25 protein-coding genes are annotated in these 26,834 nt (G+C 59.5%); 8 read left to right on the plus strand and 17 right to left on the minus strand.

All coding sequences use genetic code 11. The features are described 5' to 3' along the window. Window positions 1-769 precede the first annotated feature (769 nt). On the plus strand, window positions 770-1,396 hold the full coding sequence (locus tag KBY02_RS03495; RefSeq protein WP_002554843.1) for a response regulator transcription factor: 627 nt from the start codon (window positions 770-772) through the stop codon (window positions 1,394-1,396). Window positions 1,397-1,552: 156 nt separating this feature from the next. On the opposite strand, the gene KBY02_RS03500 is transcribed toward KBY02_RS03495, so the two are convergent. From KBY02_RS03500 to metG, 4 genes are all read right to left on the minus strand, one after another. Beyond that, window positions 1,553-1,735: a PA3496 family putative envelope integrity protein gene (locus KBY02_RS03500; RefSeq protein WP_011268720.1), complete on the minus strand. Its 183-nt coding sequence runs from the start codon at window positions 1,733-1,735 to the stop codon at window positions 1,553-1,555. A 106-nt stretch (window positions 1,736-1,841) separates the two neighbouring features. After that, on the minus strand, window positions 1,842-2,480 hold the full coding sequence (nth, locus tag KBY02_RS03505) for an endonuclease III (protein ID WP_003405450.1): 639 nt from the start codon (window positions 2,478-2,480) through the stop codon (window positions 1,842-1,844). After that, window positions 2,477-3,352 carry an electron transport complex subunit RsxB gene (rsxB, locus tag KBY02_RS03510; protein WP_054091431.1) on the minus strand — a complete coding sequence of 292 codons (876 nt, stop codon included), beginning with the start codon at window positions 3,350-3,352 and terminating at the stop codon, window positions 2,477-2,479. The genes nth and rsxB overlap by 4 nt, the downstream gene beginning before the upstream one ends. Before the next feature lie 128 nt (window positions 3,353-3,480). Continuing rightward, the gene (gene metG / locus KBY02_RS03515) at window positions 3,481-5,529 is read right to left on the minus strand and encodes a methionine--tRNA ligase (protein WP_225649826.1); all 2,049 of its coding nucleotides are present in this window, start codon (window positions 5,527-5,529) and stop codon (window positions 3,481-3,483) included. A 185-nt stretch (window positions 5,530-5,714) separates the two neighbouring features. On the opposite strand from metG, the gene apbC reads away from it, so the two are divergent. Then, window positions 5,715-6,809 carry an iron-sulfur cluster carrier protein ApbC gene (apbC, locus tag KBY02_RS03520; RefSeq protein WP_054091432.1) on the plus strand — a complete coding sequence of 365 codons (1,095 nt, stop codon included), beginning with the start codon at window positions 5,715-5,717 and terminating at the stop codon, window positions 6,807-6,809. 143 nt (window positions 6,810-6,952) lie between these two features. Here the strand turns inward: apbC and KBY02_RS03525 are convergent, their stop codons facing one another. Beyond that, window positions 6,953-7,162, minus strand: coding sequence for a cold-shock protein (locus KBY02_RS03525; RefSeq protein ID WP_002554837.1), 210 nt, complete (start codon window positions 7,160-7,162; stop codon window positions 6,953-6,955). A gap of 319 nt (window positions 7,163-7,481) precedes the next feature. Between KBY02_RS03525 and dcd the strand changes: the two genes are divergently transcribed. After that, on the plus strand, window positions 7,482-8,048 hold the full coding sequence (dcd, locus tag KBY02_RS03530) for a dCTP deaminase (protein ID WP_002554836.1): 567 nt from the start codon (window positions 7,482-7,484) through the stop codon (window positions 8,046-8,048). A gap of 113 nt (window positions 8,049-8,161) precedes the next feature. Then, on the plus strand, window positions 8,162-8,383 hold the full coding sequence (locus tag KBY02_RS03535) for a hypothetical protein (RefSeq protein WP_003405455.1): 222 nt from the start codon (window positions 8,162-8,164) through the stop codon (window positions 8,381-8,383). A gap of 65 nt (window positions 8,384-8,448) precedes the next feature. Here the strand turns inward: KBY02_RS03535 and pdeM are convergent, their stop codons facing one another. The 11 genes from pdeM to KBY02_RS03590 all read right to left on the minus strand — a co-directional run bounded on the left by pdeM (window position 8,449) and on the right by KBY02_RS03590 (window position 23,861). Next, window positions 8,449-9,105, minus strand: a complete 657-nt coding sequence (pdeM, locus tag KBY02_RS03540) for a ligase-associated DNA damage response endonuclease PdeM (RefSeq protein ID WP_011268716.1) — start codon at window positions 9,103-9,105, stop codon at window positions 8,449-8,451. Continuing rightward, the gene (locus tag KBY02_RS03545; RefSeq protein ID WP_032656770.1) at window positions 9,102-11,594 is read right to left on the minus strand and encodes a ligase-associated DNA damage response DEXH box helicase; all 2,493 of its coding nucleotides are present in this window, start codon (window positions 11,592-11,594) and stop codon (window positions 9,102-9,104) included. The genes pdeM and KBY02_RS03545 overlap by 4 nt, the downstream gene beginning before the upstream one ends. Before the next feature lie 1,398 nt (window positions 11,595-12,992). Further along, window positions 12,993-13,757: an ABC transporter ATP-binding protein gene (locus KBY02_RS03550; RefSeq protein WP_003412889.1), complete on the minus strand. Its 765-nt coding sequence runs from the start codon at window positions 13,755-13,757 to the stop codon at window positions 12,993-12,995. A 9-nt stretch (window positions 13,758-13,766) separates the two neighbouring features. After that, window positions 13,767-14,885, minus strand: a complete 1,119-nt coding sequence (locus tag KBY02_RS03555) for a succinylglutamate desuccinylase/aspartoacylase family protein (protein WP_032656767.1) — start codon at window positions 14,883-14,885, stop codon at window positions 13,767-13,769. Window positions 14,886-14,897: 12 nt separating this feature from the next. Further along, window positions 14,898-15,608, minus strand: a complete 711-nt coding sequence (locus KBY02_RS03560) for an ABC transporter permease (RefSeq protein WP_032656765.1) — start codon at window positions 15,606-15,608, stop codon at window positions 14,898-14,900. Next, window positions 15,605-16,333: an ABC transporter permease gene (locus tag KBY02_RS03565; protein ID WP_032656763.1), complete on the minus strand. Its 729-nt coding sequence runs from the start codon at window positions 16,331-16,333 to the stop codon at window positions 15,605-15,607. The genes KBY02_RS03560 and KBY02_RS03565 overlap by 4 nt, the downstream gene beginning before the upstream one ends. A gap of 77 nt (window positions 16,334-16,410) precedes the next feature. After that, a complete protein-coding gene (locus tag KBY02_RS03570) occupies window positions 16,411-17,193 on the minus strand; it encodes a transporter substrate-binding domain-containing protein (protein ID WP_032656759.1) in 783 nt (260 codons plus the stop codon). A 343-nt stretch (window positions 17,194-17,536) separates the two neighbouring features. Beyond that, window positions 17,537-19,240 carry an ATP-dependent DNA ligase gene (locus KBY02_RS03575; protein WP_103754529.1) on the minus strand — a complete coding sequence of 568 codons (1,704 nt, stop codon included), beginning with the start codon at window positions 19,238-19,240 and terminating at the stop codon, window positions 17,537-17,539. Next, complete coding sequence (locus tag KBY02_RS03580) at window positions 19,237-20,283, minus strand: ligase-associated DNA damage response exonuclease (protein WP_003402302.1); 1,047 nt, start codon at window positions 20,281-20,283, stop codon at window positions 19,237-19,239. Before KBY02_RS03580 ends, KBY02_RS03575 begins: the two co-directional genes overlap by 4 nt. Window positions 20,284-20,953: 670 nt before the next feature. Beyond that, the gene (locus KBY02_RS03585; RefSeq protein WP_225649827.1) at window positions 20,954-23,428 is read right to left on the minus strand and encodes a penicillin acylase family protein; all 2,475 of its coding nucleotides are present in this window, start codon (window positions 23,426-23,428) and stop codon (window positions 20,954-20,956) included. A 232-nt stretch (window positions 23,429-23,660) separates the two neighbouring features. Continuing rightward, the gene (locus KBY02_RS03590; RefSeq protein ID WP_003402305.1) at window positions 23,661-23,861 is read right to left on the minus strand and encodes an SEC-C metal-binding domain-containing protein; all 201 of its coding nucleotides are present in this window, start codon (window positions 23,859-23,861) and stop codon (window positions 23,661-23,663) included. Between the two features lie 158 nt (window positions 23,862-24,019). Here KBY02_RS03590 and KBY02_RS03595 point away from each other — a divergent pair, with 158 nt between their 5' ends. From KBY02_RS03595 to KBY02_RS03605, 3 genes are all read left to right on the plus strand, one after another. Continuing rightward, window positions 24,020-24,676 (plus strand): LexA family protein, encoded by a 657-nt coding sequence (locus KBY02_RS03595; RefSeq protein ID WP_003402307.1) that lies wholly within the window; start codon window positions 24,020-24,022, stop codon window positions 24,674-24,676. A 128-nt stretch (window positions 24,677-24,804) separates the two neighbouring features. Beyond that, window positions 24,805-25,053 carry a DUF1654 domain-containing protein gene (locus KBY02_RS03600; RefSeq protein WP_003402309.1) on the plus strand — a complete coding sequence of 83 codons (249 nt, stop codon included), beginning with the start codon at window positions 24,805-24,807 and terminating at the stop codon, window positions 25,051-25,053. 190 nt (window positions 25,054-25,243) lie between these two features. Then, complete coding sequence (locus tag KBY02_RS03605; protein ID WP_003402310.1) at window positions 25,244-25,573, plus strand: hypothetical protein; 330 nt, start codon at window positions 25,244-25,246, stop codon at window positions 25,571-25,573. A 9-nt stretch (window positions 25,574-25,582) separates the two neighbouring features. On the opposite strand, the gene KBY02_RS03610 is transcribed toward KBY02_RS03605, so the two are convergent. Beyond that, window positions 25,583-26,074 carry an LEA type 2 family protein gene (locus KBY02_RS03610; RefSeq protein WP_003402312.1) on the minus strand — a complete coding sequence of 164 codons (492 nt, stop codon included), beginning with the start codon at window positions 26,072-26,074 and terminating at the stop codon, window positions 25,583-25,585. Window positions 26,075-26,191: 117 nt separating this feature from the next. Here KBY02_RS03610 and KBY02_RS03615 point away from each other — a divergent pair, with 117 nt between their 5' ends. Then, window positions 26,192-26,743 (plus strand): hypothetical protein, encoded by a 552-nt coding sequence (locus KBY02_RS03615; protein ID WP_024650785.1) that lies wholly within the window; start codon window positions 26,192-26,194, stop codon window positions 26,741-26,743. Window positions 26,744-26,834 lie beyond the last annotated feature (91 nt).

Genomic DNA, 26,834 nt, shown 5'->3' on the forward strand with positions numbered 1-26,834 from the left:
GGCTTGTTGAGCATAGACATGTCAATGAGCGGTTCGTAGCGGTGTGGCACGTTGCTGCCGTGCGTTTTGTTTGTAGGATTTTTCTTGCTGTTCTGTGAGGTCTTTCCTTAAATAAATATTTGTACGAAAATCTGTAAATAATGTGTAATTTTTAAACCTTGTTTACGTATTTAGCGTGTGGGATGCATCCAGTAGTCTTCGATCATATGTCTGCAGGCTAGGGCATCCGCATGCAGAAGCTTTTCAGTCGCCCTGCTACAGGGGCGTTATGTGCAGGTGTCGCTTTCCACTCCGCAGACCGGTTACAAGGGGCTGTGACAGCAGCTGTGCTCTATCGGGCACAGGGAACGACCTGTTTTCTTAATGATTCAGCTAAAGGGAATTGGTTTTACATTGCTGGCGATAAGCCATGTATTGGTCGGTTTGTGACACTGATGCAGGAATGTTCCGGCAATACTTTTAACCGGTGTGGCAGGGTCACCTTTGAATGTAAGCGTTCGGTGGGCGCCTGTTGCACGCATTTATCTACTGATGTTGCGATGCTTGTGCCGCGGCTATCAGCAACACATTCACCAGGTTCCCAAAAGGAAGGCTTTGTGAGAATTAATAAAAAATGTACGTTCCTGCCAAGTATTGTAGGAAGTTTCTGCTGTAATTGTAGGAACGGTCTTTGGCTGTCAGTCCACAAGGGTGAGCGCCATGCAAAGCAGTAAACGACTAAGTTATTGTGCTGGCTCTGAAAATTCGAATAGCGAAAAATGGACTGCCCATGAATAAAGTGCTGATCGTGGATGATCATCCCGTCATTCGCCTTGCTGTACGCATGCTGATGGAGCGTCATGGCTATGAGGTCATCGCGGAGACTGACAACGGTGTGGATGCGCTGCAACTGGCGCGTGAGCACCTCCCGGATATCGTCATTCTTGATATCGGTATCCCCAAGCTCGACGGGCTGGAGGTGATTGCCCGTCTGTCAGCCATGACGCTGCCATTCAAGGTGCTGATCCTGACCTCCCAGGCGCCAGGCCATTTCTCCATGCGCTGCATGCAGGCCGGGGCCGCCGGCTATGTCTGCAAACAGCAGGATCTGACCGAACTTCTCAGTGCCATCAAGGCGGTACTGTCAGGGTACAGCTACTTTCCCAACCAGGCATTGCACACCGTTCGCTCCAGTATGGGCAACGCGAGTGAGTCGGACATGGTCGACCGACTTTCCGGCAGGGAGATGATGGTTCTGCAGCAGTTGGCTCGAGGCAAGACCAACAAGGAAATTGCAGACGGCATGTTTCTGAGCAACAAGACCGTCAGCACCTATAAAACGCGTTTGTTGCTCAAGCTCAACGCGCATTCGCTGGTCGATCTGATCGAGCTCGCCCAGCGTAACGGGCTTGTCTGAGTAGGGATTGTCGAAAAGGGTTGTGGCTGATGCCTGGCCATGCAGGTCAGCCATTCAGTATTCATTTCCTGTATTGATCACGTATTGAAGCCTCTTCTGCGAGAGGCTTCAAATGTCTTGATCGAGCAGGGAGTCAATGCGGGATTTCAGGCCTGCCTAGAAATCGAAGTCGTAATCAGCCAACTGCTTCTGCAAACGCCGCTCTTCAAGCAGGTTGTCGATGGTGCGTCGTTTGCTCAGGTTGGTCTTCGCTGGCTCGACAGTCGCGGGTTCTGTGTCGTCCGTGTCGATGGAGACAAGGTCGTCGTCTACATCCAGTTGTTCGTTGTCATTGCTCATGAAGTCGACTCCAGGGCTTGGGCTCTCTGGCGCTTCTTATATCGACAATCCACAGGTCGGTAAAAAAGATTTTTTCAATCGCCAGGACAGCAATGAGCTGTCTGGCTCAATCGTCGGACGTTTTTGCCTTGTAATCGCACAGGTCTTCTATACGGCAACTGCCACATCGCGGTTTACGGGCCTGGCAAACATAGCGCCCGTGCAGAATCAGCCAGTGATGAGCGTCGAGCAGGTAGTTTTTCGGCACAAATTTCATCAGTTGCCTTTCCACCTCCACCACATTTTTCCCTGGCGCGATGCCTGTGCGGTTACTGACGCGGAAGATATGCGTGTCTACCGCCATCGCGATCTGGCGGAAAGCGGTGTTGAGCACAACGTTAGCGGTTTTGCGCCCGACGCCCGGCAACGCCTCGAGTGCTTCTCGGGTTTGCGGTACTTCACCGTTGTGCAGTTCCACCAGCATGCGGCAGGTTTCGATCACGTTTTTGGCTTTGCTGTTGTAGAGGCCGATGGTCTTGATGTACTCGGAAAGCCCCTCTACACCCAGTTCATAGATGGCCTGTGGGGTGTTGGCTATCGGGTAGAGCCTGGCAGTCGCCTTATTGACGCTTACGTCGGTGGCCTGGGCGGAAAGGATGACGGCTATCAACAGTTCGAAAGGCGTGGTGTAGGCCAATTCGGTTTTTGGGTCCGGATTGTCCTCATGCAGCCTGCGAAAGATTTCCTGGCGTTTTGCGGCATTCATGGGCGGAGCTTTTCCTCGGAATGAGCCTGTGCGGGGAGCGGTAGAAGCGCTGCAAGTGCCTGCTCGGCAGCTTCGTATTCGCGCTGCAATTCCACAAGCCTGGCGGCCTGCTCCGCAATGGGAGGGTGCCCAAATGCCTTGAGTGACTTGTTGAGCTGCGCGCGGCTCATGGCCAGGGCAATCCGGGCTTTTTTCACTGCTTCATCCGGACCGGCAGGCTTGTCGTTCCGGGCGAGGGCGGCGGCGGATCGAGGCAGCACGTCACGAGCGGATTCAACGCGCTGCGACCGCGCAAGGCGCTCTGCCAGCCGCGTTTGCTGCTCGCGGTGCAAGCGTGCATTTCGGGCTTCGAAACGCATCCGCGCGTTGCTACGCTTGCGCTGCCGCGCCTCCTGCAGCTCGGGAGTAGGGGCCAGACCACCCACGACGGGCGTGACCGTTGCCAGTGGCAGCGGGTGCATTTCAATGCAATCCACCGGGCATGGAGCAATGCACAGATCACAGCCTGTGCATTCATTGATAATCACGGTGTGCATAAGCCTGGCTGCGCCGAGAATGGCGTCCACGGGGCAGGCCTGAATGCATTTGGTACAACCGATGCACTCTGCTTCGCGAATGAAGGCAACCTGCGCAGGTGCAGTGCCGCGTTGCAGGTCCAGTGTCAGGACCGGAACAGACAGCAGTTCGGCCAGCTGGACTATCGTTTCGTCGCCGCCCGGTGGGCATTTGTTGATGGCTTCACCGCCAGCGATACCTTCGGCGTAAGGCTTGCAGCCGGGATGGCCGCACTTGCCGCACTGAGTCTGCGGCAGGAGGGCGTCGATACTGCGGATGAGGTCCACGTCGGGAAGCAGGCGAATCAATTCAGTCATGGTCTTGCCAGGTGACCGACAGGTGTTCTGTCTATCGAGAGAGCAGCATTATCGGACAGATCAGGGAGCTTGCGAATGCGCAAAGGCCCGGTATCCGCCTGATGGCAGGATACCGGGCCTCGCGTCGTTTACTTGATGCGCTGGCCTGGCCTGGCGCCGCTGTCCGGGCTGAGCAGATAGATCTCCTCACCGCCGGGGCCTGCCGCCATCACCATGCCCTGCGAAATGCCGAAACGCATTTTTCGCGGCTTGAGGTTGGCGATCATCATGGTCAGACGGCCTTCGAGTTCGGACGGGTTCGGGTAGGCGCTCTTGATGCCGGAAAAGACATTGCGCTGCTCGTCGCCGATGTCCAGGGTCAGGCGCAGCAGTTTGTCGGCACCCTCTACATGTTCGGCCTTGAGAATCAGCGCGACGCGCAGGTCGATGGCGGCAAAGGCGTCAAAGTCGATTTCCGCCGACAGCGGGTCCTTGGCGAGTTCGCCATTACCGGCAGGCGCGGTATCCGCCGACGAGTCGGTAGCGGTCAGGTCTTCCTTGGAGGCAGTGGCCATGGCCTCGACCTTGACCGGGTCGATACGGGTCATCAGTGCCGAGAACGGGTTGAGCTGATGATTGGCCAGCAGGGTCTTGTGGTCTTCCCAGGTCAGTGGTTCGACGTTGAGGAATTTTTCTGCATCGGCGGCCAGATTCGGCAGGACCGGCTTGAGGAAAATGACCAGCTGGCGGAACAGGTTGATGCCCAGCGCGCATACGGCCTGGACCTCATCCTGCTTGCCTTCCTGTTTGGCCAGCGCCCATGGCGCTTTCTCCGCGATGTAGGCATTGGCACGGTCCGCCAGGGCCATGGTTTCGCGCATGGCGCGGGCGAAGTCGCGGGCTTCGTAGGCGTCGGCGATGCTGGGTGCAGCCGTCAGAAACGCGTCGGTCAGTTCGGGCGCCGCATTGGCTTCGACCATCACACCGGCGTTGCCCTTGTGAATGAACCCGGCGCAACGGCTGGCGATGTTGACGACCTTGCCGATCAGGTCGGAGTTGACCTTTTGCACGAAGTCTTCGAGGTTCAGGTCCAGGTCGTCGACGCCACGGCCCAGCTTCGACGCGTAGTAATAGCGCAGGTACTCGGGCGGCAGGTGGTCGAGGTAGGTGCGCGCCTTGATAAAGGTGCCACGCGACTTCGACATCTTCTGACCATTGACGGTCAGGTAGCCGTGGACGTTGATGCCGGTCGGTGTGCGCAACTCAGCACCTTCCAGCATGGCTGGCCAGAACAACGCATGGAAGTTGACGATGTCCTTGCCGATGAAGTGATAGAGCTCGGTGGTCGCGCCCTTTCCCCAGTACGCATCGAAGTCCAGGTCCGGACGACGCGCGCACAGGTTCTTGAAGCTGGCCATGTAGCCGATTGGCGCATCGAGCCACACGTAAAAGTATTTGCCGGGCTCGTCGGGAATTTCAAAGCCGAAATAGGGCGCATCGCGGGAGATGTCCCACTGCTGCAGGCCGCTGTCCAGCCATTCGGCGATCTTGTTGGCAACGGCGTCCTGCAGGGTGCCACTGCGTGTCCAGCTCTTGAGCATGGCGTCGAATGCAGGAAGGTCGAAGAAGAAGTGCTTCGAGTCCTTGAGCACCGGCGTGGCCCCGGAAATCGCCGACTTGGGGTCTTTGAGGTCCGTCGGGGCATAGGTCGCGCCGCACTTTTCACAGTTGTCGCCGTACTGGTCCTCGGCCGCGCATTTCGGGCAGGTGCCCTTGATGAAGCGGTCGGCCAGGAACATTTTCTTTTCCGGGTCGAAGTACTGGGTGACCGAGCGCGTCGCGATATGACCGGCATCGCGCAGACGCTTGTAGATCATGCTCGACAGCTCGCGGTTCTCGTCCGAGTGCGTCGAGTGGAAATTATCGAATTCCACCAGGAAGTCGGCAAAGTCGGCGCTGTGCTCGGCCTTGACGTTGGCGATCAGTTGCTCTGGCGTAATGCCTTCCTTTTCGGCGCGCAGCATGATTGCCGAGCCATGGGCGTCGTCCGCGCAGACATAGATGCATTGATTGCCGCGGTGCTTCTGAAAACGCACCCACATGTCGGTCTGGATGTACTCGAGCATGTGGCCAAGGTGAATGGAACCATTGGCATAGGGCAGGGCGCTGGTAACGAGAATCTTGCGTGGCTCGGACATGGGGCTCGGCTACTTGAAGTGAAACGGAGACCGGCCACTATAAAGGTCTGAACGATTTTTTTCACCCGTGCGGTTGTGGGAATGCTCCTGAATGGTTCGGCGCGGTTTAGTGAAATCATGTGGGCTGCTGGCAGAACAGGTACGATAGTCGGCTGTTCCAGTCAGTCTTTTTACGGAGTAAGCCCATGAGCGCAGTCAATCGCGCAGCGGTGGAGACGATTCTTCGCCAGTACACCGACCCCTATCTGAATCAGGATCCGGTCACTGCCGGTTGCGTCCGGTTCATCGATATTCAGGGGGCACAGGTCAGCGTGCAACTCGAATTGGGCTATGCCGCCGACCTGTTCAAGAACGGCTGGGCGCACGTGTTGAAAACTGCCATCGAGAATCTGGACGGTGTCAGTTCGGCCACGGTCGCCATCAGCAGCGTGATCAGCGCGCACAAGGCGCAGAGCCAGATTCCGGGGCTTGCCAATGTGAAAAACATTGTCGCCGTCGCGTCCGGCAAGGGCGGTGTCGGCAAGTCCACTACCGCCGCCAATCTGGCCTTGGCGCTGTCTCGCGAGGGCGCTCGCGTCGGAATCCTCGATGCCGATATCTACGGACCGAGCCAAGGGGTGATGTTCGGTATTCCCGAAGGTACGCGACCGAAGATCAAGGATCAGAAGTGGTTCGTGCCGGTCGAGGCGCATGGCATCGAGGTGATGTCGATGGCTTTTCTGACCGACGACAATACGCCGATGGTCTGGCGCGGGCCGATGGTTTCAGGGGCGTTGCTGCAACTGGTCACGCAGACTGCCTGGAATGATCTGGATTATCTGGTCATCGACATGCCGCCCGGCACCGGTGATATCCAGTTGACGCTCGCGCAGAAAGTCCCGGTCGCCGGTGCCGTAATTGTCACCACACCACAGGATCTGGCTTTGCTGGATGCGAAAAAAGGTGTCGAGATGTTCCGCAAGGTCAACATTCCGGTGCTGGGCGTAGTGGAAAACATGGCGGTGCACATTTGCTCCAACTGCGGCCATGCCGAGCATCTGTTCGGTGAGGGTGGCGGCGCGAAGCTGGCGACGCAGTACGATGTCGAACTGCTGGCGTCACTGCCGCTGTCGATGCTGATTCGCGAGCAGGCAGATGGCGGCAGGCCTACGGCGATTGCCGAGCCGGAGAGTCAGATTGCGATGGTGTATCAGGAACTGGCACGTCACGTCGGTGCACGGATCGTGTTGCAGGAAGCTGCAAGTCCGGCCATGCCGACCATTTCGGTAAGCGACGACTGATTGCATGGCGGTGATCGGGCGGGGGAGGTGCTTCTCTCGTTCCGGTCAGCTGTGCAGCAGGTGCTCAAGCCGCGAGAGGTCAAAAGACGGACAATGAAAAACCCCGCTTTTAAGGGCGGGGTTTTTAAGCGAATCAGTACAAGTTAGATAACTTGAACTTCTTCAGCTTGCATGCCTTTCTGACCGCGGGTAGCGATGAAAGAAACCTGTTGGCCTTCTTTCAGGCTTTTGAAGCCGTCGGATTGGATAGCTTTGAAGTGCACGAACAGGTCGTCACCGGATTGTGGAGTGATGAAGCCGAAGCCTTTTTCATCGTTGAACCACTTAACGGTACCAGTTTGGCGATTGGACATAGTAAATCTCCTTGGACAAAGTTAACTGCGGCGTAGGAAGAGCCCTGGCCGAGACTGAGTGCAAAGAGCTGGAAAATTCATGGAGATGGTTGGATCGAAATTCAACATCGTGTAGAGATTCTCAGTGACACAAGCAACACAGTGACGCCACCTTAACCCTTTTTTCCGAACGTGCCAATGGTCTGTTGATGATTATTTCCATTCGCGGCGAAACAGCCCGGCCGGTCACGCAAACTCGCGATCTGTTGCCTTTGAACCGTCGGCCTCAGCCCGGTAAGATGCCGGATATCTTTTTCACCTCGCTATTCAGGACACCGCCATGAGCATCAAATCGGACAAGTGGATTCGCCGCATGGCGCAGGAACACGGGATGATCGAGCCCTTCGTAGAGCGCCAGGTACGTGGCGAAGGTGCTGATCGGGTGATCTCTTTCGGGGTGTCCAGTTACGGCTACGACGTGCGTTGCGCCGACGAATTCAAGGTGTTCACCAACATCAATTCGGCCACGGTCGATCCGAAAAACTTCGATGAAAAAAGCTTCGTCGATATCAAGAGCGACGTATGCATCATCCCTCCCAACTCGTTCGCACTGGCGCGCACCGTCGAATATTTCCGCATTCCGCGTAACGTTCTGACCATCTGCCTGGGCAAGAGCACCTACGCGCGCTGCGGCATCATCGTCAATGTCACGCCGCTCGAGCCTGAGTGGGAAGGCCATGTGACGCTGGAGTTTTCCAACACCACGACACTGCCGGCCAAGATCTACGCCAACGAGGGTGTGGCGCAGATGCTGTTCCTGGAGTCCGATGAGGAGTGTGAAGTCTCCTACAAGGATCGGGGTGGCAAGTACCAGGGCCAGCGTGGCGTCACCCTGCCGCGTACCTGATTTGCGGTCCAGGTGACTAGTGGAATTGAATTAATACTCTATTTCGCACTCTATCTGCTCACATGCTTTCGCATAATTCATTACGTGCGACGGCCTTTGATCTGGAGTGCCCTATGAAGACTACTTTCAAAATCTCTGAACAGGTTCAATCTCCGCTTAACGAGATCGGGTTACTCGCCTGGTCATTGATGGCTCATTCCGATCTCAGCCCGGAGCTGAACATGGTCGGCGGCGGGATCCCGGGTGATCCAGGCCCCGACACGCCGTTCCCGGAGCCTACCGAGCCAGGCGGTCCTACTGTTCCTGACGAGCCGCCACCCGCACCTGTGGCCTGATCATCACAAAACTGCCTGCTGCGCTCGCGAGCGGCAGGCAGTTTTGTATGTGGCGACCGTTGCCGCTATGCCACTCGCCACACTGCATCACCGCCGGTCACATAGATCGTGCTGTCCGGTGCCGGGCGAATCTGAAAACCGCCGGTAAATTCACCGAAGGCCGGCAGCAGGCTGACGCGCTGGCCCAGGTAGAAGCACGCCAGCCGCAAGCTTTGCCGACCGCGACCGTTTAGCCGATACACCGGATGAACATGCCCGGCCAGTACATGCAGGTCAGGGTGCGCATCGGGCTCGTGCTGCAGGGCAAAGGGCCCAAGCGCCAAGGGCTCGGGAACCACATCGATGCCCAGGTAGGCAGGCGGGTCGCCGGCCCGCTTGTCGTGGTTGCCGCGGATGAGTGTGATGCGCAGTGTCGAGCGCTCTGCCCGCCATTGTTCCAGCGCTGCCAAGGTGCCGACTGCGTGAGACTCCGGCGCGTGCAGGAAATCGCCCAGAAAGATCAGATGATCGCAGGGATAGGCATTCAGAAGGCTGTCCAGGCGGCGCAGATTCGCCTGTGTAGTGCCGTGCGGCACCGGTTGGCCGAGCTTGCGATAGGCGGCCGCCTTGCCAAAGTGCGCGTCGGCAATCAGCAAGGATCGTTCGGCAGGGTAGTAGATGGCCTTGTCGGCCAGCAACCACAGTTCTTCTCCTGCCAGCGTGACAGCAAGATACGGCGTCATCGTTCAGGCTCCGGGCCAGCGGCTTTCTCCAGATCGCGAACCATGCGCGCGATGCGGTCGGCAAGTTTCTCCGAACTGAGGCTTTCGCGAAAGCGTTCGACCAGCAGTGGAAAGGCCAGCGGGGTCGCGCGTTTTATAGCGTGCAGGTCCAGCGTGCGGCTGTTGATCTGGCGCAACGTCAGCTCCAGGCGCTGCAGGTCCAGTTCCTGACGCAGGACTTCCTGTTCGGCCTGAGTCAGCAGCATGTTGTCAGCGTCGTATTGCTTGAACACCTCGAAAAACAGTCCGCTGGATGCCTGAAGCTGACGATTGCTCTTGGCCGCGCCAGGGTAGCCGGAAAACACCAACCCGGAGATACGCGCGATTTCCCGAAAGCGCCGCAGGGCCAGCTCGCCAGCGTTCAGGCTGGCGATGATATCGGGTAAAAGATCCGTTTCGCTGAACAGCTCGGCCTGCAACGTCTGCGACCAGTCGATCTCGCTGGCGCTGAGCAGCTCCAGCCCGTAGTCGTTGACGGCGATGGAAAAGGTCAGCGGCCGATGCCGGCTCAGGCGCCAGGCCAGCAGGCTGCCCAGCCCCAGGTGCACATGACGGCCGGCGAACGGGTAGAGGAATAGATGCCAGCCTTCGCGGGATTTGAGTGTCTCGGCCAGCAACGTGTCGCGTCTCGGCAGCCCTGACCAGTGCTGCTGCACTTCCAGCAGGGGTTTGATGGCGCGCATTTCCGGGCTGTTGAATTGGCCCCGCGCAGCGGCATCGAACTTCTCCACCACTGCATCTGCCAGTTCGCTGGACAGCGGCATCCGACCGCCATTCCAGCGTGGCACGGCGGCTTTCTTGCCGGTCGCGCGCTTGACGTAGGCCGTCATGTTTTCTACTCGAACCAATTCCAGTAAGCGTCCGCCGAACAGAAAGCCGTCACCGGGTTTGAGTCTGGCGATAAAGCCTTCCTCGACGCTGCCCAGAGAGCCACCACCGCCGCCTTTTTTCCAGTATTTCAGGTTGACGGTGGCCTCACTGACGATGGTCCCCACGCTCATGCGGTGGCGTCTGGCAAGACGCGCATCAGGGACCCGCCAGACGCCGTCCTCGTCGGGTTCGGCGCGGCGGTAATCGGGGTAGGCGGTCAGTGAGTGGCCGCCGTTGCGGACAAACGCCAGCGCCCATTGCCATTGCTCGTCGCTGAGGTTGCGGTAAGCCCAGGCGCTGCGTACTTCGGCCAGCAGCTCTTCGGGCAGAAAACCACCGCCCAGGGCGATGCTGACCAGGTGCTGGACCAGCACGTCCAGCGGCTGGTGTGGTGACTCACGGGGCTCGATCATCCGAGCTTCGACGGCGTCATGTGCAGCAGCGGCTTCGACCAGTTCCAGGCTGTGGGTCGGCACCAGCGTCACGCGCGAAGGGCGACCCGGCGCGTGGCCCGAACGACCGGCGCGCTGCATCAGGCGCGCGACACCTTTGGGCGAGCCGATTTGCAACACGCGCTCGACCGGCAGAAAGTCCACGCCCAGGTCCAGGCTGGAGGTGCATACCACGGCCTTGAGTGCGCCTTCTTTCAACGCGCGTTCGACCCAGTCGCGTACCTCTCGGGCCAGCGATCCATGGTGCAGGGCAATCAGCCCGGCCCAGTCGGGGCGGGCCTCTAGTAGCGCCTGATACCATATTTCCGACTGCGCCCGGGTGTTGGTGAACACCAGACAGCTCGCGCTGCTTTCCACCTCGGCGACGACCTGCGGCAACATGCGCAAGCCCATGTGCCCGGCCCACGGGAAGCGTTCGATGGAAGACGGCAACAGCGTATCGACCTGCAAGTCCTTGACGATCTTGCCTTGCACGGTCACGCCGCCGTCGCCGATCAGCACCTGCTGCGCGTGTTGCTGATTACCCAGCGTCGCGGAAATGCCCCACACGATCAGCTGTGGATTCCAGCGCCTCAGGCGGGCAAGGGCCAGTTGCAACTGCACGCCACGCTTGTTGCCGATCAGCTCGTGCCATTCGTCCACCACCACCATCTTCAGCGTCGACAAGGCGACCTGAGCGTCGGCACGGGTCAGCAGCAGCGTCAGGCTTTCAGGGGTGGTGATCAAGGCCGAGGGCAGCCGCCGGCTCTGCCGGGCGCGTTCACTGCCGCTGGTATCGCCGGTGCGCAAGCCGACCGACCAGGGGATATCCAGTTCGGCCAGTGGTGCCTCAAGGGCCCGGGCGGTATCGGCGGCCAGGGCGCGCATGGGCGTTATCCACAGGACACTCAGCGGTTCAGCAGGCGGTTTGCGTTTGCGGGGTTTGTTGTCAGCGGTGAGCGTATTGGCTTTGGCGAAGCGGTTGAGCGCGGCGAACCACACGGCGTAGGTCTTGCCCGAGCCGGTGCTGGCATGCAGCAAACCGGACTCGCCATTCTTCACCGCTGCCCAGACCTCTTTCTGAAACGCAAAGGGCTTCCAGCCCCGGGCGAGAAACCATCGTCGAGCGAAATCGGTGGGTCTGCTCATCCGTCTGAGTGTGCTCTGAGTGGCGTTAAGTCAGAGACAGCAGAGAAAGGGTAATAGTTTAAATGGTTATGTGGCTGATCGTTCCTGGATTGACTATCGTGCCGATGCTCCGCGGCGGCATGCCGTTCCGGACGCTCTGCGTCCTCTTGATGACGCGGAGCGTCATGAAATGCGTTCCCACGCTGGAGCTTGAGGAACGATAGTCGTCAGGGGTAACACCATGACTATCGTGCCGATGCTCCGCGTCGGCATGCCGTTCCGGACGCTCTGCGTCCTCTTGATGACGCGGAGCGTCATGAAATGCGTTCCCACGCTGGAGCTTGAGGAACGATAGTCGTCAGGGGTAACACCATGACTATCGTGCCGATGCTCCGCGTCGGCATGCCGTTCCGGACGCTCTGCGTCCTCTTGATGACGCGGAGCGTCATGAAATGCGTTCCCACGCTGGAGCTTGAGGAACGATAGTCGTCAGGGGTAACACCATGACTATCGTGCCGATGCTCCGCGTCGGCATGCCGTTCCGGACGCTCTGCGTCCTCTTGATGACGCGGAGCGTCATGAAATGCGTTCCCACGCTGGAGCTTGAGGAACGATAGTCGTCAGGGGTAACACCATGACTATCGTGCCGATGCTCCGCGTCGGCATGCCGTTCCGGACGCTCTGCGTCCTCTTGATGACGCGGAGCGTCATGAAATGCGTTCCCACGCTGGAGCTTGAGGAACGATAGTCGTCAGGGGTAACACCATGACTATCGTGCCGATGCTCCGCGTCGGCATGCCGTTCCGGACGCTCTGCGTCCTCTTGATGACGCGGAGCGTCATGAAATGCGTTCCCACGCTGGAGCTTGAGGAACGATAGTCGTCAGGGGTAACACCATGACTATCGTGCCGATGCTCCGCGTCGGCATGCCGTTCCGGACGCTCTGCGTCCTCTTGATGACGCGGAGCGTCATGAAATGCGTTCCCACGCTGGAGCTTGAGGAACGATAGTCGTCAGGGGTAACACCATGACTATCGTGCCGATGCTCCGCGTCGGCATGCCGTTCCGGACGCTCCGCGTCCTCTTGATGACGCGGAGCGTCACGAAGTGCATTCCCACGCTGGAGCGTGAGGAACGATAGTCGTCAGGGATAACACCATCATGCCGATGCTCTGCGTCGGCATGCCGTTCTGGACGCTCTGCGTCCTCTTGATGACGCGGAGCGTCACGAAGTGCATTCCCATGCTGGAGCGTGAGGAACGATAGTCGTCAGGGGTAACACCATCGTGCCGATGCTCTGCGTCGGGCATGCCGGTCTGGACGCTCTGCGTCCTCTTGATGACGTAGAGCGTCTTCCACGCTTGAGCGTGGGAACGAGATTTGAGGGGGGATCCAGACGTGTGTACGCAGCAATCCGTGCTACTTCAGATTGCCGCTCAAGAACTGCTGCAAACGCTCGCTTTTCGGGTTGTTGAGGACTTCATCCGGATGGCCGGATTCTTCGATCTGGCCCTGGTGCAGGAATACCACCTGGCTCGCCACCTTGCGCGCAAAGCCCATTTCGTGGGTGACCAGAATCATTGTCCGGCCTTCTTCAGCCAGGCCTTGAATGACCTTCAGCACTTCACCAACCAGCTCCGGGTCCAGCGCGGATGTAGGCTCGTCGAAGAGCATGATTTCCGGCTCCATCGCCAGCGCACGGGCGATGGCCACGCGCTGCTGCTGACCACCGGAAAGAAACGCAGGATACTGATCGGCGACACGCTCCGGCAGACCGACCTTTTCCAGGTATTTGCGCGCGCGAGCCTCCGCTTCGGCCTTGGGCACGCCCAATACCCGGCGCGGCGCCATGGTGATGTTTTCCAGCACGGTCATGTGCGCCCACAGGTTGAAGTGCTGAAACACCATCGCCAGCCGCGTGCGGATACGCTGCAGCTCATCCGGGTCGGCAACGCGCATGCCGTCCTTGTCGCTGACCATGCGCACTTGCTTGCCATCCAGGCTCATCGCCCCGTCACTGGGCTGTTCGAGAAAGTTGATGCAGCGCAAAAAGGTGCTCTTGCCGGAGCCACTGGCGCCGATCAGACAGATGACGTCACCGCTGCTGGCCTTGAGCGATACGCCTTTGAGCACGTGGTTGTCGCCATAGCTTTTGTGCAGGCCATCGATGGTCAGTTTGTACATGACAGGTCCTCAAGGAGAAAGTAGATAGCCGCTGCGATAGGCGTGGGTGCCGGCGATATGCGCAATGACCATGCCGGCAGTCGCCATGCGGCGCAGGGAACGCGCATACAGCAGGCCTGCGTTGAGGGCATGGATGCAGGTCACGGTGTCGCTGATCGGGTCGATGACCTCGGCAATCAGCTGGCCGGCCTCGACGTGTTCGCCGGGCATCGCGCAGAACACCAGCAGGCCGCCGACCGGCGTAGCCACCGGTTCGACCGCTGCCAGTGGCGTAGCGGGGTAGAGCAGTTCGGGGAGTGGCTGCAGATCGCCGTCAATGATGCCGGCATCGATCAGGTAATGAATGATCGCCTGACAGTCGCGGCTGGCCAGCGCATGGTTGACATCGCCTTGCCCGCGCAGCTCCAGGGTCACTGAAAAGCTGCCCATGGGCATCGGAAAGCGCTCGCCAAAGCGTTGCTGCAATTGCCACCAGACCAGCGTGAAGCACTCATCGAACGACTGCCCGCCTGAGTCGGTCGCCAGCAGGCTGGCTTGCGCGCCCAGGTAGCGGGATAAAGGTTCGACTTTCGGCCAGGCCTCGGGCGTGGTGTACAGGTGCTCGACCGACTCGAAATCACAGTGCAGGTCCAGCACCATGTCGGCATCGCAGGCCAGGCGCTGCAGGGTCAGGCGCAACGAATGCAGCTGGGTGGTCGCCGGTACGGCATTCAGCGCCGCCAGCAGGCTGTCCCTGACCAGCGCGCGGTTGTGCTCTGCGTCGGCAGTGAGTCGGGCTTCGATGTCATCACCGACCTGAGTGCCGAGGTCGCTGAACCAGCGATTGAAGTTCTGGCCGCTTTCCAGCTCGTAGCGGCCCAGCGGGGTGTCCATCAGCACCTGTTCCAGACCGATCGGGTTGGCGACGGGCACCACAACGATTTCGCCCAGCAGGCGACCGGCATTTTCCAGCTCGGCCAGACGCTGCTTCAGGTACCAGGCCACCAGCATGCCCGGTAGCTCGTCGGCATGCAGCGACGCCTGAATATAGACTTTGCCGGCGCCGTTTTGCGGGCCGTAATGGAAGCTGTGGATTTGCCGGCCAGTGCCGGGCACTGGCGACAGCAAGTCATGGGTGTGATGGCGCATGTTCAGTCCTGATTAATGGGCTGGGCCGAGAAAGGCCAGCCAGCGGCGTTCGGCAAGGCGGAACAGCCCGACCAGAATGAACGTCACGGTCAGGTACATGACGGCGGCGATACCGAAGGACTGGAACGTCATGAAAGTGGCAGAGTTGGCATCCCGCGCCACTTTCAGGATGTCCGGCACCGTGGCGGTAAAGGCCACAGTGGTCGAGTGCAGCATCAGGATCACTTCGTTGCTGTAATACGGCAGAGAGCGGCGCAGCACCGACGGCATGATCACGTAGGCATAAAGCTTCCAGCCGGTCAGGCCGTAGGCCTTGGCCGCTTCGACTTCGCCGTGGGCCATGCTGCGGATCGCCCCGGCAAAGATCTCCGTGGTGTAGGCGCAGGTGTTCAGGGTGAAAGCCAGGATCGTGCAGTTCATCGCATTGCGAAAGAACGCATCGAGCATCGGCTGTTCACGCACCGCGGCAAGGCTGTAAATGCCGGTGTAGCAGATCAGCAGCTGTATATAGAGGGGCGTACCGCGAAACAGGTAGGTGTAGAACTGCACCGGCCAGCGCACCCAGCGGTTTCTCGACACCCGCGCAATGGACAGCGGGATCGACACGCAAAAGCCGATGACGATGGAGGCGCTGAGCAGCCACATGGTCATCGCCAGACCGGTGACGTTGACGCCATCTGTATAAAGGAAGGGTTTCCAGTATTCCTGCAGCAATTCGATCATCGCTGTGCCTCCCGGCTGCCTGCGGAGTAATACCGCTCAGCCCAACGCAGGGCGAAGTTCGAGGCACTGGTGATCAGCAGGTAAATCAATGCTGCCAGCACCAGAAAGTAGAACAACTGATAGGTGCTCTTGCCCGCATCCTGTGACGCCTTGACCAGATCGGCCAGGCCGATGATCGATACCAGCGCAGTCGCCTTGAGCAGCACCTGCCAGTTGTTACCAATCCCCGGCAGCGCGTAACGCATCATTTGCGGGAACACGACGTAACGAAAGCGCTGGCCGCGTTTCAGTCCATAGGCCGTCGCTGCCTCCACCTGACCGCGAGGCACGGACAGAATCGCGCCGCGAAAGGTCTCGGTGAAGTACGCACCATAGATGAAGCCCAGCGTGATAACGCCTGCGCCGAACGGGTTGATCTCGATGTATTCCCATTCCATCGCGTCGGTCAGCATGGTGAGCCAGGTTTGCAGGCTGTAGAAAATCAGCAGCATCAACACCAGGTCCGGAACACCACGGATCAGTGTCGTGTAAATTTGCGCCGGCACGCGCAGCAGCGCGGAACTCGACAGTTTGGCGCTAGCCCCGATCAGTCCGAGCAGAATGCTCAGAGCAAGCGACAGCACAGCCAGTTTGACGGTCATCCAGGTGCCTTCCAGCAACAGCGGGCCAAAGCCCTTCAGGCTGAATGCCGAGAGTCCCAGGTTTTGCATGAGTGCATCGAGCATGGATAGGCCTTGTTACCAACAAAAACGCCCACCGACCGGGCGACGAATGATCGCCGAAATCGATGGGCGTCGGGGTGTTATTTACCGCTGTAGAGGTTCAGGTCGCCAAAGTGTTTTTTCTGGATTTCAGCGTAGGTGCCGTCGTCGTGCATCGCCTTGATGCCTTTATCCAGCAGCGCTTTGAGTTCCTTGTTGCCCTGGGCAATGCCGATGGCGGTTTTGGCTGGCAGCAGTTCGCTGTCGATAGGCTTGCTGACTTCGTAGTCAGCACCGGCCGGCGATTTCAGGAAGCCCAGTTCGGCCTGCAGCATGTCCTGGATCGAGGCGTCGAGACGACCCGAAGTCAGGTCGGAGTAAACCTGATCCTGGTTGGCATAGGCCTTGGTGGAAATACCTGCCTTGTCCAGTACGGCCTTGGCGTAGGCTTCCTGGATGGTGCCTTGCTCATAACCCACGGTCTTGCCTTTCAGGCTGGCCGGGTCAGCGGTAAAGCCTGCACCCTTCTTGAACACCAGCGAGGTCGGGCCGGAGAACAGTTCGTTGGAGAAGTCGATGACTTTTTCGCGAGCAGGGGTCACGGTCATCGAGGAAATGACGCCGTCGAATTTGCGTGCCTTGAGGCCGGGGATCATGCCGTCGAAGTCGCTTTCGACCCATTTGCATTTGACTTTCAGCTCTTTGCAGATCGCGTTGCCCAGATCGATATCGAAGCCGACCAGGCTGCCGTCGGCCGCTTTTGATTCGAACGGTGCGTAAGATGGATCGACGCCGAAGCGCAGTTCCTTGTATTCCTTGGCCATGGTGTTACCGGCGGCGATGCACAGAGCCAGTGCAGAAAGAGTCAGCCATGCTTTTTTCATTGTTCAGTCCTTAAAACCTTAAATGGGGCGTTGGGAATACGCGAAGCGTGCTACCGGCAAGTGCCAGACAGGCATTGGTTAGCAATTTCCGAACCAGAGGAACGAACGTGCGTTTGAAATGTAAGGCGTTGTCGCTATTTCGTATAAACGGCTGGCAATTGGCCGCCCATGCGCGCTTGCAGGGTTGGTGTTCATCGCCCGTTCCTACGCACGATGCTTTTCCAAGTAAGAAAGAGCGGAAGATTGGTAACGAATCAGGAAGTTTCCTACATGGAGGCGGGATGATTCGTTCTTCGATGTTTCAAAAAGGTGCACGCTATTTGGTGTGCGCCTTTTTGGTGCTCTAGTTCAGCAGGTCCTGCAGCGTCGCCAGACTGTCGGCTTCGGCGACGGGCTTGTCCTGGCGCCAGCGCAGCATGCGCGGGAAACGCACCGCGATGCCGCTCTTGTGGCGCTTCGACAGGGCGATGCCTTCAAAGCCCAGCTCGAACACCAGCGTCGGCGTTACGCTGCTGACCGGCCCGAATTTCTCCACCGTCGTCTTGCGAACGATGGCGTCGACCTTGCGCATTTCTTCATCGGTCAGCCCCGAGTAGGCCTTGGCGAACGGCACCAGCGTGCGTTCACTCGATTCGGGCGGGCCATCCCACACCGCAAAGGTGTAGTCGCTGTACAGGCTGGCGCGTCGTCCGTGACCGCGTTGCGCGTAAATCAGCACGGCATCGACACTGAACGGGTCGATTTTCCATTTCCACCACACTCCCATGTCCTTGGTGCGACCGACGCCATACAGCGAGTCGCGAGCCTTGAGCATCATGCCCTCGACGCCCAGGCTGCGGGAGGCTTCGCGCTGGGTGGCCAGGTCGAGCCAATCCTTGCCGCTGAGCACCGGGGAGGGCATCAGCACCTCGCTCTTGCAGGTTTCGATCAAGGCTTCCAGTTGCGAGCGGCGTTCATGTTGCGGGCGGCTGCGCCAGTCATCGCCTTGCCACTCCAGCAGGTCATAGGCGAGCACCACGACCGGAACGTCGGCAAGAATCTTTTTGCCCAGCGTCTTCCGGCCTATGCGCTGTTGCAGCAGGGCGAACGGTTGGACCGAAGGCGCTGCCGCAGGAGCATCGCTGTTCAAGGCAAACTCCGCATCGGCATCGGGGTTCGCATCGGGGGCTTTCCAGACCACGATTTCGCCGTCGATCACCGTGCCGTCCGGCAGGCACTGCACCAGGCTGTGCAGCTCCGGAAAACGGTCGGTCACCAGTTCTTCGCCGCGTGACCAGATCCACAAGCGCCCGTCGCGTTTGACCAGTTGCGCGCGAATGCCGTCCCACTTCCATTCCACCTGCCAGTTCTGCGCCGGACCGAGCAACGCCTCAAACTGATCGGCGGGCTGTTGCAGGGAGTGGGCGAGAAAAAACGGGTAGGGCTGGCCGCCACGTTGGGCGTGCTCATCCTCGGATTCCGGCGCGATCAGCTTCAAATAGCGTTCGGCGCTGGGCCTGTGCGATAGATCGGTGTAGCCCACCAGCCGTTGTGCGACGCGTTTGCTGTCGATATCTGCCAGCGCCGCCAGCGCACGGGTGACCAGCAGCTTCGACACGCCGACCCGGAAACTGCCGGTGATCAGCTTGATGCAGACCATCAGACTGCTGCGGTCCAACTGCGACCAGAACATCGGCAGCCGCTCGGCAAGTTCTTCAGGCGGCAGGCCGCGCAATGGCAACAGCTTGTCTTCCATCCAGGTGGCCAGACCTTCGTCATTACTGTGGTCGGCCTGGGGCAGTAACAGCGACAGGGTTTCCGCCAGGTCGCCGACCGCCTGATAGCTCTCTTCGAACAGCCATTCCGGCAGACTTGCCAGGGTCATGGCCTGTTCGCGCAGTACACGGGTCGGCACCAGTTGCCGTGGGCGGCCGCCTGACAGAAAGTACACCGCCCAGGCGGCGTCCTCTGCTGCCGCCTTTTCGAAGTAGTCGCGCATTGCGGCGAGTTTGGCGTTGCTGGAAGTGGTCGCGTCCAGCTGTGCGTAGAGTTCAGCAAAGGCTTTCATGACTGAGCCTCACCCGTGCCTGCCGCCTCGGGTTCGCCGGCTGCCGGGTTGCTGTCTTCTTCATCGCCGTATTCGGTGCTGAAGCCCTGTGCGTCGAGACCCAGTTCACGCAGGTAACGCACCAGTATGCCGACCGAGCCGTGGGTCACCATGACGCGTTCGGCACCGGTCTGTTCGACAGCCCACAGCAGGCCCGGCCAGTCGGCGTGATCGGACAGCACAAAACCGCGGTCCACACCGCGCCGGCGTCGTGTGCCGCGCAGCATCATCCAGCCGCTGGCAAACGCATCGCTGTATTCGCCAAAGCGCTTCATCCAGCTGCTGCCGCCCGCTGAAGGCGGGGCGAGGATCAACGCCTGGCGCAGCGCGGGATCGGTCTTTTTGAAATCGCCGGCGTATTGGGTTTCCGGGATGTAGATGCCGCCCTCGCGATACACGCGGTTCAGCGGCTCGACGGCGCCGTGGACCAGAATCGGTCCGATCTGCGCGTCAATGCCGTGGAGGATGCGCTGGGCCTTGCCGAACGAGTAGGCGAACAACACGCTGGCCTTGCCCTGGGCTGCATTGGCACGCCACCACTGGTTGATACCTTCGAAGATCTGCGCCTGCGGCGCCCAGCGATAGATCGGCAGGCCGAAGGTCGATTCGGTGATAAAGGTATGGCAGCGCACCGGTTCGAAGGCCGCACAGGTGCCGTCCGGCTCGACTTTGTAATCGCCGGAAGCAACCCAGACCTCGCCTTGGTACTCCAGTCGCACTTGCGCCGACCCCAGTACATGCCCGGCCGGATGCAGGCTCAGTTTCACCCCGTGATGGGTGATGGTTTCGCCGTACTCCAGAGTCTGCAGATTAATGTCCTGCCCAAGGCGCGAACGCAGAATACCCTCGCCACTGGCGGCTGACAGGTAATGCTCGTTGCCCGTGCGGGCATGATCGCCATGCGCATGGGTGATGACGGCGCGTTCGACAGGACGCCATGGATCGATATAGAAATCACCGGGTGGGCAGTACAAACCTTCGGGGCGCGCAACGACAAGATCCATGGGGCAACCGTATGGATGGGCTTGTTAGCTATGAGCCGGGAAGGATCTGGAAGTTCGGGGAGTTTGCGTGAGCGCTGCGGAGTGTGAGGCGCGACAGCAGGTGAATCAGGGCTCGACTCAAGGTCACCTTTTCGCCTCTGACTATCGTTCCCATGCTCCGCGTGGGAATGCCGTTCGTGACGCTCCGCGTCACACAGGGGTTCTGCGATGTCAGGTGGGTTGATGTTCGGCTCAGGTCACCTTTTCGCCCCTCGGCGACCTACTTTGATGGGGCCAAAGTAGGCAAACCCCCTCGCTCCGGTTTCCGGCCCGACTTCGTCGGGTTCCTTCGCCCTGTCACTGATCCGGGGGTCGCCGCAACGGGCCCTCCATGGCCCGGTGCGGCTAGCCTGGCGTCCTGCCAGGCTACCCCCGGATCAGCGCCAGGACTCAGCCGTCACTTACGTCGCACTCTGCGTCGTCAGTGCCATCGCGACAGAAAAGCGCTTTTATGCACGATGGTGTTTCTCCCGGACATTGATGACTCAAGCCGAGCCTGAATCTCACTGAATCGCAGAACTGTGTGACGCGGAGCGTCACGAACTGCATGACCACGCTGGAGCGTGGGAACGATAGGTGTACTGAAGAACACCATCGTGCCCATGCTCCCTCTGCGTCCGGTTTTCGGCGCTTACTTGCCCGGCGTCAGCGTCAGGCGCTGTTTGCCGTAGCCCTTTTCGTAGTTCTGTTGTTGCACCGGAATCGACTGGTACTGGCCTTTCTGCCACGGCTCGATGCTGTTGGCGTAGTACGGGCTGGCCGGGTTGCCGGACTGGCCGGTGCTGATCAGGCCGGTCATCGGTTCGACCAGGCTGAAGTCTACGATCATGCGCAGACCCGGTGCCATGCGGGCGTCGAAGCCCTTGCCCCACTCGAAGCCGGATACGTTCAGCGTCGTGTGATCACCGCCCGCCGGCGTGGCGCCCCGGTTGAACTCGCCGCCACCCAACTGCTTGGCCAGCGGGCTGGTCGAGGCCCAGTTGTCACGGTGCAGCTTGCCCCATTGCCAGGCCTTGTGATCGCTGCCCAACAGGCTGTCGCCGCTGGTGATGGCGGCCGCCAGACTGCGCGCGAGGATGGCCGGTTTGTCTTCCTTCTGCGGGGTTTTGACGTCATCCCAATAGGGGCTGTCATCGCGCCCCAGCAAGTGGTCGGCCTGTGGCGAGTAGGATGAACTGGCGTTGGCGACCAGTGCCTGCCAGGCAGGGCTGGTCTCCGGACCCAACTCATCAAGGAAAATCTGCTTGGCGCTTTCCTGCAGAAACAGCTCGTACAGCGCCGCATCAGCCGAGGTAGCACTGAGCTTGCCGTCGAACGCCATCAGGCGCGTGAACGCTTCACGGGCCTTGTTGCGATCGGCTTCGGGCAGGGCATCAATGGCCTGCTTGAGCGGCTTGCTCATGCCGGGCGCCTGAAACATGCTCTTGAGCTTGGCGGCGAACGTCGTGGTCTGGTCGTATTGCATGGCGATGGTGCTGCGCAGGTCCTGCTTGCCCCCGTTGGCCAGTTCGGCAATTCGCTCGGCGCGCTCCGGGTAGCCCCACGAGTTGGAGAGCTGCATGCCGTAGCCTTTCGGAATCGTGCGCTGATTGGCCGCGGCGAGCCAGCCTTGGCGCGGGTCCTGATCATAGGGATGAAGCATCGAGTCGGCAAAACCGTCCCAGTCGTACTTGCCATCCCAGCCCGGCGAAGGCAGCAGGCCCTGGCCTTCGCGGCGGTTCGGGAAGCGGCCAGTGACCTGCCAGCCAATGTTCGAGGCGTCGGCAAAGATCATGTTCAGGGTGATCGCCCGAATCTCGCGGCTGGTGTCGAAGGCTTTCTCGACGTTAGGTGCACGGGACAGATCGAAGAACGCATCCAGGCTCTTGTCGTCCTTGAAATTCGGGACTTGCAGCGCCAGGCTCAAACCGTTGCCGGGCGGGGTTGCAGAGGCGTTGAGCAGCGCGCCGTGGCGGGTCTCGTACACGGTTTCACGCAGCGGGCTGCCACCCTTGACCAGAAAGGTTTCCTGATGGGCCGTCGCTGGCAGCCATTTGCCGTCAACCATGTAGGAAACGCGGTTGCCTTCGCGCTTGATCTTCTCCAGAAACAGGTCCTGATTGTCGCCCTTGACGTTGCTCATGCTCCACGCGAGTTTGCCGTTGAAACCGCTGAGTACCAGTGGCATACCGGCGATGGTGACACCGGACACCTGGTATTTCGGTGCACGGATCTGCACGAAGCTCCAGGCAGAATTGAGCCCGGCAGGCAGTTGCATGTCACTGGCCAGCAGACTTTTGCCGTTGCGACTGCGTTGTGGCGCGATGGCCCAGTTACTGGAGGCCGCGACGCCGAGCATGTTCAGGTCCGAGAGCTGCAGGGCGATCCTGTTCAGATCGCTCAGGCCGGTGACCTGATTGTCCAGGTTCAGGCCCTTGAGCTTGTCGGCTTCGGCAAATGGTAATTCTTCGTCAGGGTAGGTCGGCAGTAGCCAGGCGAGCTTGTCCGCGCTGACTTTCTGCGCCAGGACCAGCGCCGACAGCTCTTCCTGCAGGTTGACCGACAGGCTGAAGTTGAGCAGGCTGAAGATCAGCGCCGAGTCTTCCGGCTTCCAGTATTCCGGCTTGTAGCCCGAGCTGGCGATATCGGCAGGCAGCTTGTCGCGATAACGGAACAGGTAGGCGTTCACACCGCGCGCATAGACATCGAAGAAGCGTTTCAAACGCGGCGAAGCGGCGTTGTACAGGTCGCTGGCGTTCTGCTTGAGGTTGACCGAGCGCATCAGGCGGTCGACGTCCAGCGCATCCGCGCCGGCCATTTCCGACAAACGGCCCTGCGCCAGCAGGCGCATGCCGAGCATCTGACTGATTCGATCACCGGCATGAACGTAGCCCAGCGTGAACAGCGCATCGTGGTAGCTGCTGCTTTCTATCAGCGGCATGCCCATGTTGTTGCGGCGCACGGAAACGTTCTGCGCCAGCCCCTTGAGCGGGAACGTCCCGGAAACAGGCAGCACGGTCTCGGGATCGTTGCCGCCCAACTGGCAGCCGGCAAGGCTCAGGAAGCTCGCCGCAGCAGCGGCAACGCCGAATCGGGGTAGAAAATGACGAAGGGCTGGCGAGGCCATGGGCAAGCTCCTGGAGGGGTAACGTACAAAAGTCGCTACGTTAGAGAGCAGGCAAGCCGCACGCAAGCGGCACGGACTAGTTTATTTCAGGATTTTGCAGAGGCTGGCCAGACGCCTCTTGCTCGCCACGCTCTGCGCCACATTGCAGCCATGGCTACATGCCTTGAAAGCATGCAGCACACTCAAATGAAAACGGCCTGCAATGCAGGCCGTCGTCAGAATGCTCCGCGCCTTACGCGCCGTGGCATTTCTTGAATTTCTTGTCGCTGCCGCACGGGCAGGGATCGTTACGACCGACATCCTTAAGGGTATTACGCACCGGCTCCTGATGGGCATGACCGCAGTTCGGGCCGTGTACATGGCCGTGCTGGTGGTCGTGGTGATCGTGATCATGGTTGCAATCGGGGCCATGCACATGGTCTTGCTGGTTCATCGGTTTTACTCCGCAATTAAATCTGGCGCGCATTATCCCGTAAATCATGGCCAAGCAGTATCGGCATATTGCGATTCGCACAGCGCCATTTTTTAAGTATGCTTAGTTTCAGTCGAGCGTTTTTCAGCGTTCTTTATTCCCCTATGCAGAGCCGACTCATGACCCGACAGGAACGTATCGCCAGGGCAATCGCCGCCAGTGGCTTGAAGAAAGGTGAAATTGCCGCCCAGTGCGGCGTGGCCAACTCTGCCGTTACCCAATGGATCAGCGGGGAAAGCAAAAGCCTGCGGCCGGAAAACCTTTACGCACTGGCGCGGGCCACGGGCTTTCGTGCCGAATGGCTGGCGATTGGCGAGGGACCGGAAAAAGCGCCTGCCTTCGACGCCAACGTTGCGCTGATCGATCAGCCGGACATGTCCTTCCGTTATCCGGTGATCAGCTGGGTGTCGGCAGGCTCTTGGGAGGAAGCGGTTCAGCCTTACCCCGACGGTTTTTCCGACCGCTATGAAATCTCCGACTATGACTCCAAGGGGCCGGCGTTCTGGCTGGAGGTCAAGGGCGATTCGATGACCGCGCCCACCGGCGTCAGTGTGCCGGAAGGAATGATGATTCTGGTGGACACGGAGGCCGATGTGCAGCCCGGCAAGCTGGTGATCGCCAAGCTGCCCGCCAGCAACGAGGCGACGTTCAAGAAGCTGGTCGAGGACGGCGGCACACGCTACCTGAAGCCCTTGAACCCGGCGTACAAAATGATCGAATGCGGTGCCGACTGTCGCATTATCGGCGTGGCGGTGAGGATGACCGGCAAGCTGTAAGCCTTGTTTGACAAGGCTTGCGGGCGTTTTCACCGAAAATGCTCGTCAGGAAGCGTCCTACGAAATGCTTGCGAGGTTCCTACAGCTGGAATACTGTATTTATATACAGTTATGCCTCGGAGGCTGTCATGGCTGGCAATGATAATGGATCGGCAGGCAGGTCTTCCTACGAGCAGATCGGCAAGCGCATTCAACGGCTGGTATCCGCGCCCAATGTTCAAAAGACCCAGTGGGTCATCGTCGCCCGTCGTGATGATGAGCCCGTGGACAGCTGGAACGTGGTGCTGCAGGAAATCGAAGAGACCGAAGGCATCGAGATTGACCGTCAGCCAGACGGTTCGGTAAGGATCGGCTGGCAGCGCTACATCGATAACTGACCTCAAGCCTCCGTTGCTCTCCCGATAGCCCGGTGGGTTGATGGTGCACGTTTGCCTGTGATTTTAAGCATGCTTAATTTTTAGTTTTTTGAACGGTGCCGGCGCCGCGGCAATCCCCCGGCAGGTCCCCCAGTGTCTGAATTTTTCTGTGTTCGTGAACGGCTGTATTTCTTGAACGGAGTCAGAAGTGATGGATATCTTGAATGGTTTGGCAGACCGAGGCGAATGGCTGGTAGCCGGTCTGGTGGGTGCGATCATTTCTGGCTGGTGGCATAAGGCAGGTCTGCTTGACTGGCGTGCCTGGCTGGTTTTTCTGGTGACCGGTGTGGCCTGTGCGGTGTTCCTCACCGGCATCGCCAGTGATTACCTTGGCATCGCAGATCCGCGCAACACCACGGGCGTGGGGTTTCTGCTGGGCTCGTTCGGTGGTGCGCTGATCAGTGCCGTCAACCGGGCATTGTGGGCCGCGGACATCTGGAAGTTTCTTCTGGAACTGATCAAGGGCAAGCTGGGCGGATAGGCTGAATGATCATCGGCGCTGGATCAGGTCTTGCGGCAGCACATCGCCTGATGTGCCGACGCGGACGTTGTGCCTGAACACGATTCCGGTCTTGAGCTTGCCGTCCAGCTGATAATGGATCAGCTCATCAGGTTTTTTCAGCAGTTGAGCGATGTACCGTGCGTAGCGCCAGAGGTTGGTGCGAATCGGCACCACGAAGGTTTTGCGGCTATTACCGTCGACGACAAACCAGTCGCTGAACGTGTCATCGACAAGGACCATGTCATTGAGGGTGATCTTGTACTTCAGGCCACGCACCAGCAAGCTGTCTTCGTTGGGGTTATCAACTTCGAAGTACAGCTTGAAATCCTGCTGTGTCAGCCTCGCCTTGACCACCTGGACCTTCAGCAAATGCACTTCCGGTTCCTGAGCGCGGTCAAAGCTCAGGAGCGAGCATCCGCTGAGCCCGAACAGGATCAACGCAAGGCTTATGATTCTTGTAATGTGCGCCTGAAAAGACATGGATGTGCTCCCTTTGACACCTGAGTCTACCAACTCGACGGTCGAGGGCAACGCGCTTGTTGCGCTGTCTGACGCTACGCCATACTTTTACTGACGTGCATATTGGTGTCTTCTTCCATGAATCTCTACGAAATTGTCTTCAGCGCCGAACTGGTCGCCGGAGCACAACCCGAGAGGGTAAGGGCTAACCTTGGCAAGCTGTTCAATGCAGATGCCGAACGTCTGGACCTGCTGTTCTCGGGGCGCCGACTGGTTCTGAAAAACAATCTCGACGCGGCAACCGCAGAGAAATACCGCGCCACCCTCGAGCGCGCAGGCGCGCTGGTGCGTGTGCTGGAAATGAACACGCCACCGCCCATGGAAGAGGTCGAACTGGCGCCACCGCCCGACGCACCGAACTGGTTGCGCAAAGCCTCGGTCAGTCCGGGGCGTTTGCAGATCAAACCGCGCGACGCTTACATGGCGGCTTTTGTGGACGTCGATGCGCCGGATTACTCGGTCGCAGAAGCGGGCGTCGAGTTGCTGCCCGGCAAGCCTCAGCCTGTTGCGCCGCTGCTGGATCTCTCGCGTTTGAGCCTGGCCCCGGTGGGCAGCGACATGGGCCAGGTCGAAAAAGCCGAGGCGCAGGAGGCGCCCGATACGTCGCACCTGAAGATCATCCCGGAATGATGCTGCCAGTCAGCTGATTCCTGAAACGGAATTATTTTCAATCAGCCCTGTTACTTTCGAGCGTTCGTCCGGCTAACAGGCATTGAGAAGT

The sequence above is a fragment of the Pseudomonas sp. P129 genome, assembly GCF_020312195.1.
Classification (GTDB): Bacteria; Pseudomonadota; Gammaproteobacteria; order Pseudomonadales; family Pseudomonadaceae; genus Aquipseudomonas; species Aquipseudomonas fragariae.

Coding starts and splice junctions, on each gene's coding strand:
- KBY02_RS03495 (WP_002554843.1), top strand. CDS start 770: ATGAATAAAGTGCTGATCGTGGATGATCATCCCGTCATTCGCCTTGCT.
- KBY02_RS03525 (WP_002554837.1), bottom strand. CDS start 7,162: ATGTCCAATCGCCAAACTGGTACCGTTAAGTGGTTCAACGATGAAAAA.
- KBY02_RS03550 (WP_003412889.1), bottom strand. CDS start 13,757: ATGTACAAACTGACCATCGATGGCCTGCACAAAAGCTATGGCGACAAC.
- KBY02_RS03545 (WP_032656770.1), bottom strand. CDS start 11,594: ATGAGCAGACCCACCGATTTCGCTCGACGATGGTTTCTCGCCCGGGGC.
- KBY02_RS03600 (WP_003402309.1), top strand. CDS start 24,805: ATGGCTGGCAATGATAATGGATCGGCAGGCAGGTCTTCCTACGAGCAG.
- KBY02_RS03570 (WP_032656759.1), bottom strand. CDS start 17,193: ATGAAAAAAGCATGGCTGACTCTTTCTGCACTGGCTCTGTGCATCGCC.
- nth (WP_003405450.1), bottom strand. CDS start 2,480: ATGAATGCCGCAAAACGCCAGGAAATCTTTCGCAGGCTGCATGAGGAC.
- KBY02_RS03555 (WP_032656767.1), bottom strand. CDS start 14,885: ATGCGCCATCACACCCATGACTTGCTGTCGCCAGTGCCCGGCACTGGC.
- dcd (WP_002554836.1), top strand. CDS start 7,482: ATGAGCATCAAATCGGACAAGTGGATTCGCCGCATGGCGCAGGAACAC.
- KBY02_RS03575 (WP_103754529.1), bottom strand. CDS start 19,240: ATGAAAGCCTTTGCTGAACTCTACGCACAGCTGGACGCGACCACTTCC.
- KBY02_RS03580 (WP_003402302.1), bottom strand. CDS start 20,283: ATGGATCTTGTCGTTGCGCGCCCCGAAGGTTTGTACTGCCCACCCGGT.
- pdeM (WP_011268716.1), bottom strand. CDS start 9,105: ATGACGCCGTATCTTGCTGTCACGCTGGCAGGAGAAGAACTGTGGTTG.
- KBY02_RS03595 (WP_003402307.1), top strand. CDS start 24,020: ATGACCCGACAGGAACGTATCGCCAGGGCAATCGCCGCCAGTGGCTTG.
- KBY02_RS03605 (WP_003402310.1), top strand. CDS start 25,244: ATGGATATCTTGAATGGTTTGGCAGACCGAGGCGAATGGCTGGTAGCC.
- KBY02_RS03565 (WP_032656763.1), bottom strand. CDS start 16,333: ATGCTCGATGCACTCATGCAAAACCTGGGACTCTCGGCATTCAGCCTG.
- KBY02_RS03560 (WP_032656765.1), bottom strand. CDS start 15,608: ATGATCGAATTGCTGCAGGAATACTGGAAACCCTTCCTTTATACAGAT.
- KBY02_RS03590 (WP_003402305.1), bottom strand. CDS start 23,861: ATGAACCAGCAAGACCATGTGCATGGCCCCGATTGCAACCATGATCAC.
- metG (WP_225649826.1), bottom strand. CDS start 5,529: ATGTCCGAGCCACGCAAGATTCTCGTTACCAGCGCCCTGCCCTATGCC.
- apbC (WP_054091432.1), top strand. CDS start 5,715: ATGAGCGCAGTCAATCGCGCAGCGGTGGAGACGATTCTTCGCCAGTAC.
- KBY02_RS03500 (WP_011268720.1), bottom strand. CDS start 1,735: ATGAGCAATGACAACGAACAACTGGATGTAGACGACGACCTTGTCTCC.
- KBY02_RS03585 (WP_225649827.1), bottom strand. CDS start 23,428: ATGGCCTCGCCAGCCCTTCGTCATTTTCTACCCCGATTCGGCGTTGCC.
- KBY02_RS03610 (WP_003402312.1), bottom strand. CDS start 26,074: ATGTCTTTTCAGGCGCACATTACAAGAATCATAAGCCTTGCGTTGATC.
- rsxB (WP_054091431.1), bottom strand. CDS start 3,352: ATGACTGAATTGATTCGCCTGCTTCCCGACGTGGACCTCATCCGCAGT.
- KBY02_RS03615 (WP_024650785.1), top strand. CDS start 26,192: ATGAATCTCTACGAAATTGTCTTCAGCGCCGAACTGGTCGCCGGAGCA.
- KBY02_RS03535 (WP_003405455.1), top strand. CDS start 8,162: ATGAAGACTACTTTCAAAATCTCTGAACAGGTTCAATCTCCGCTTAAC.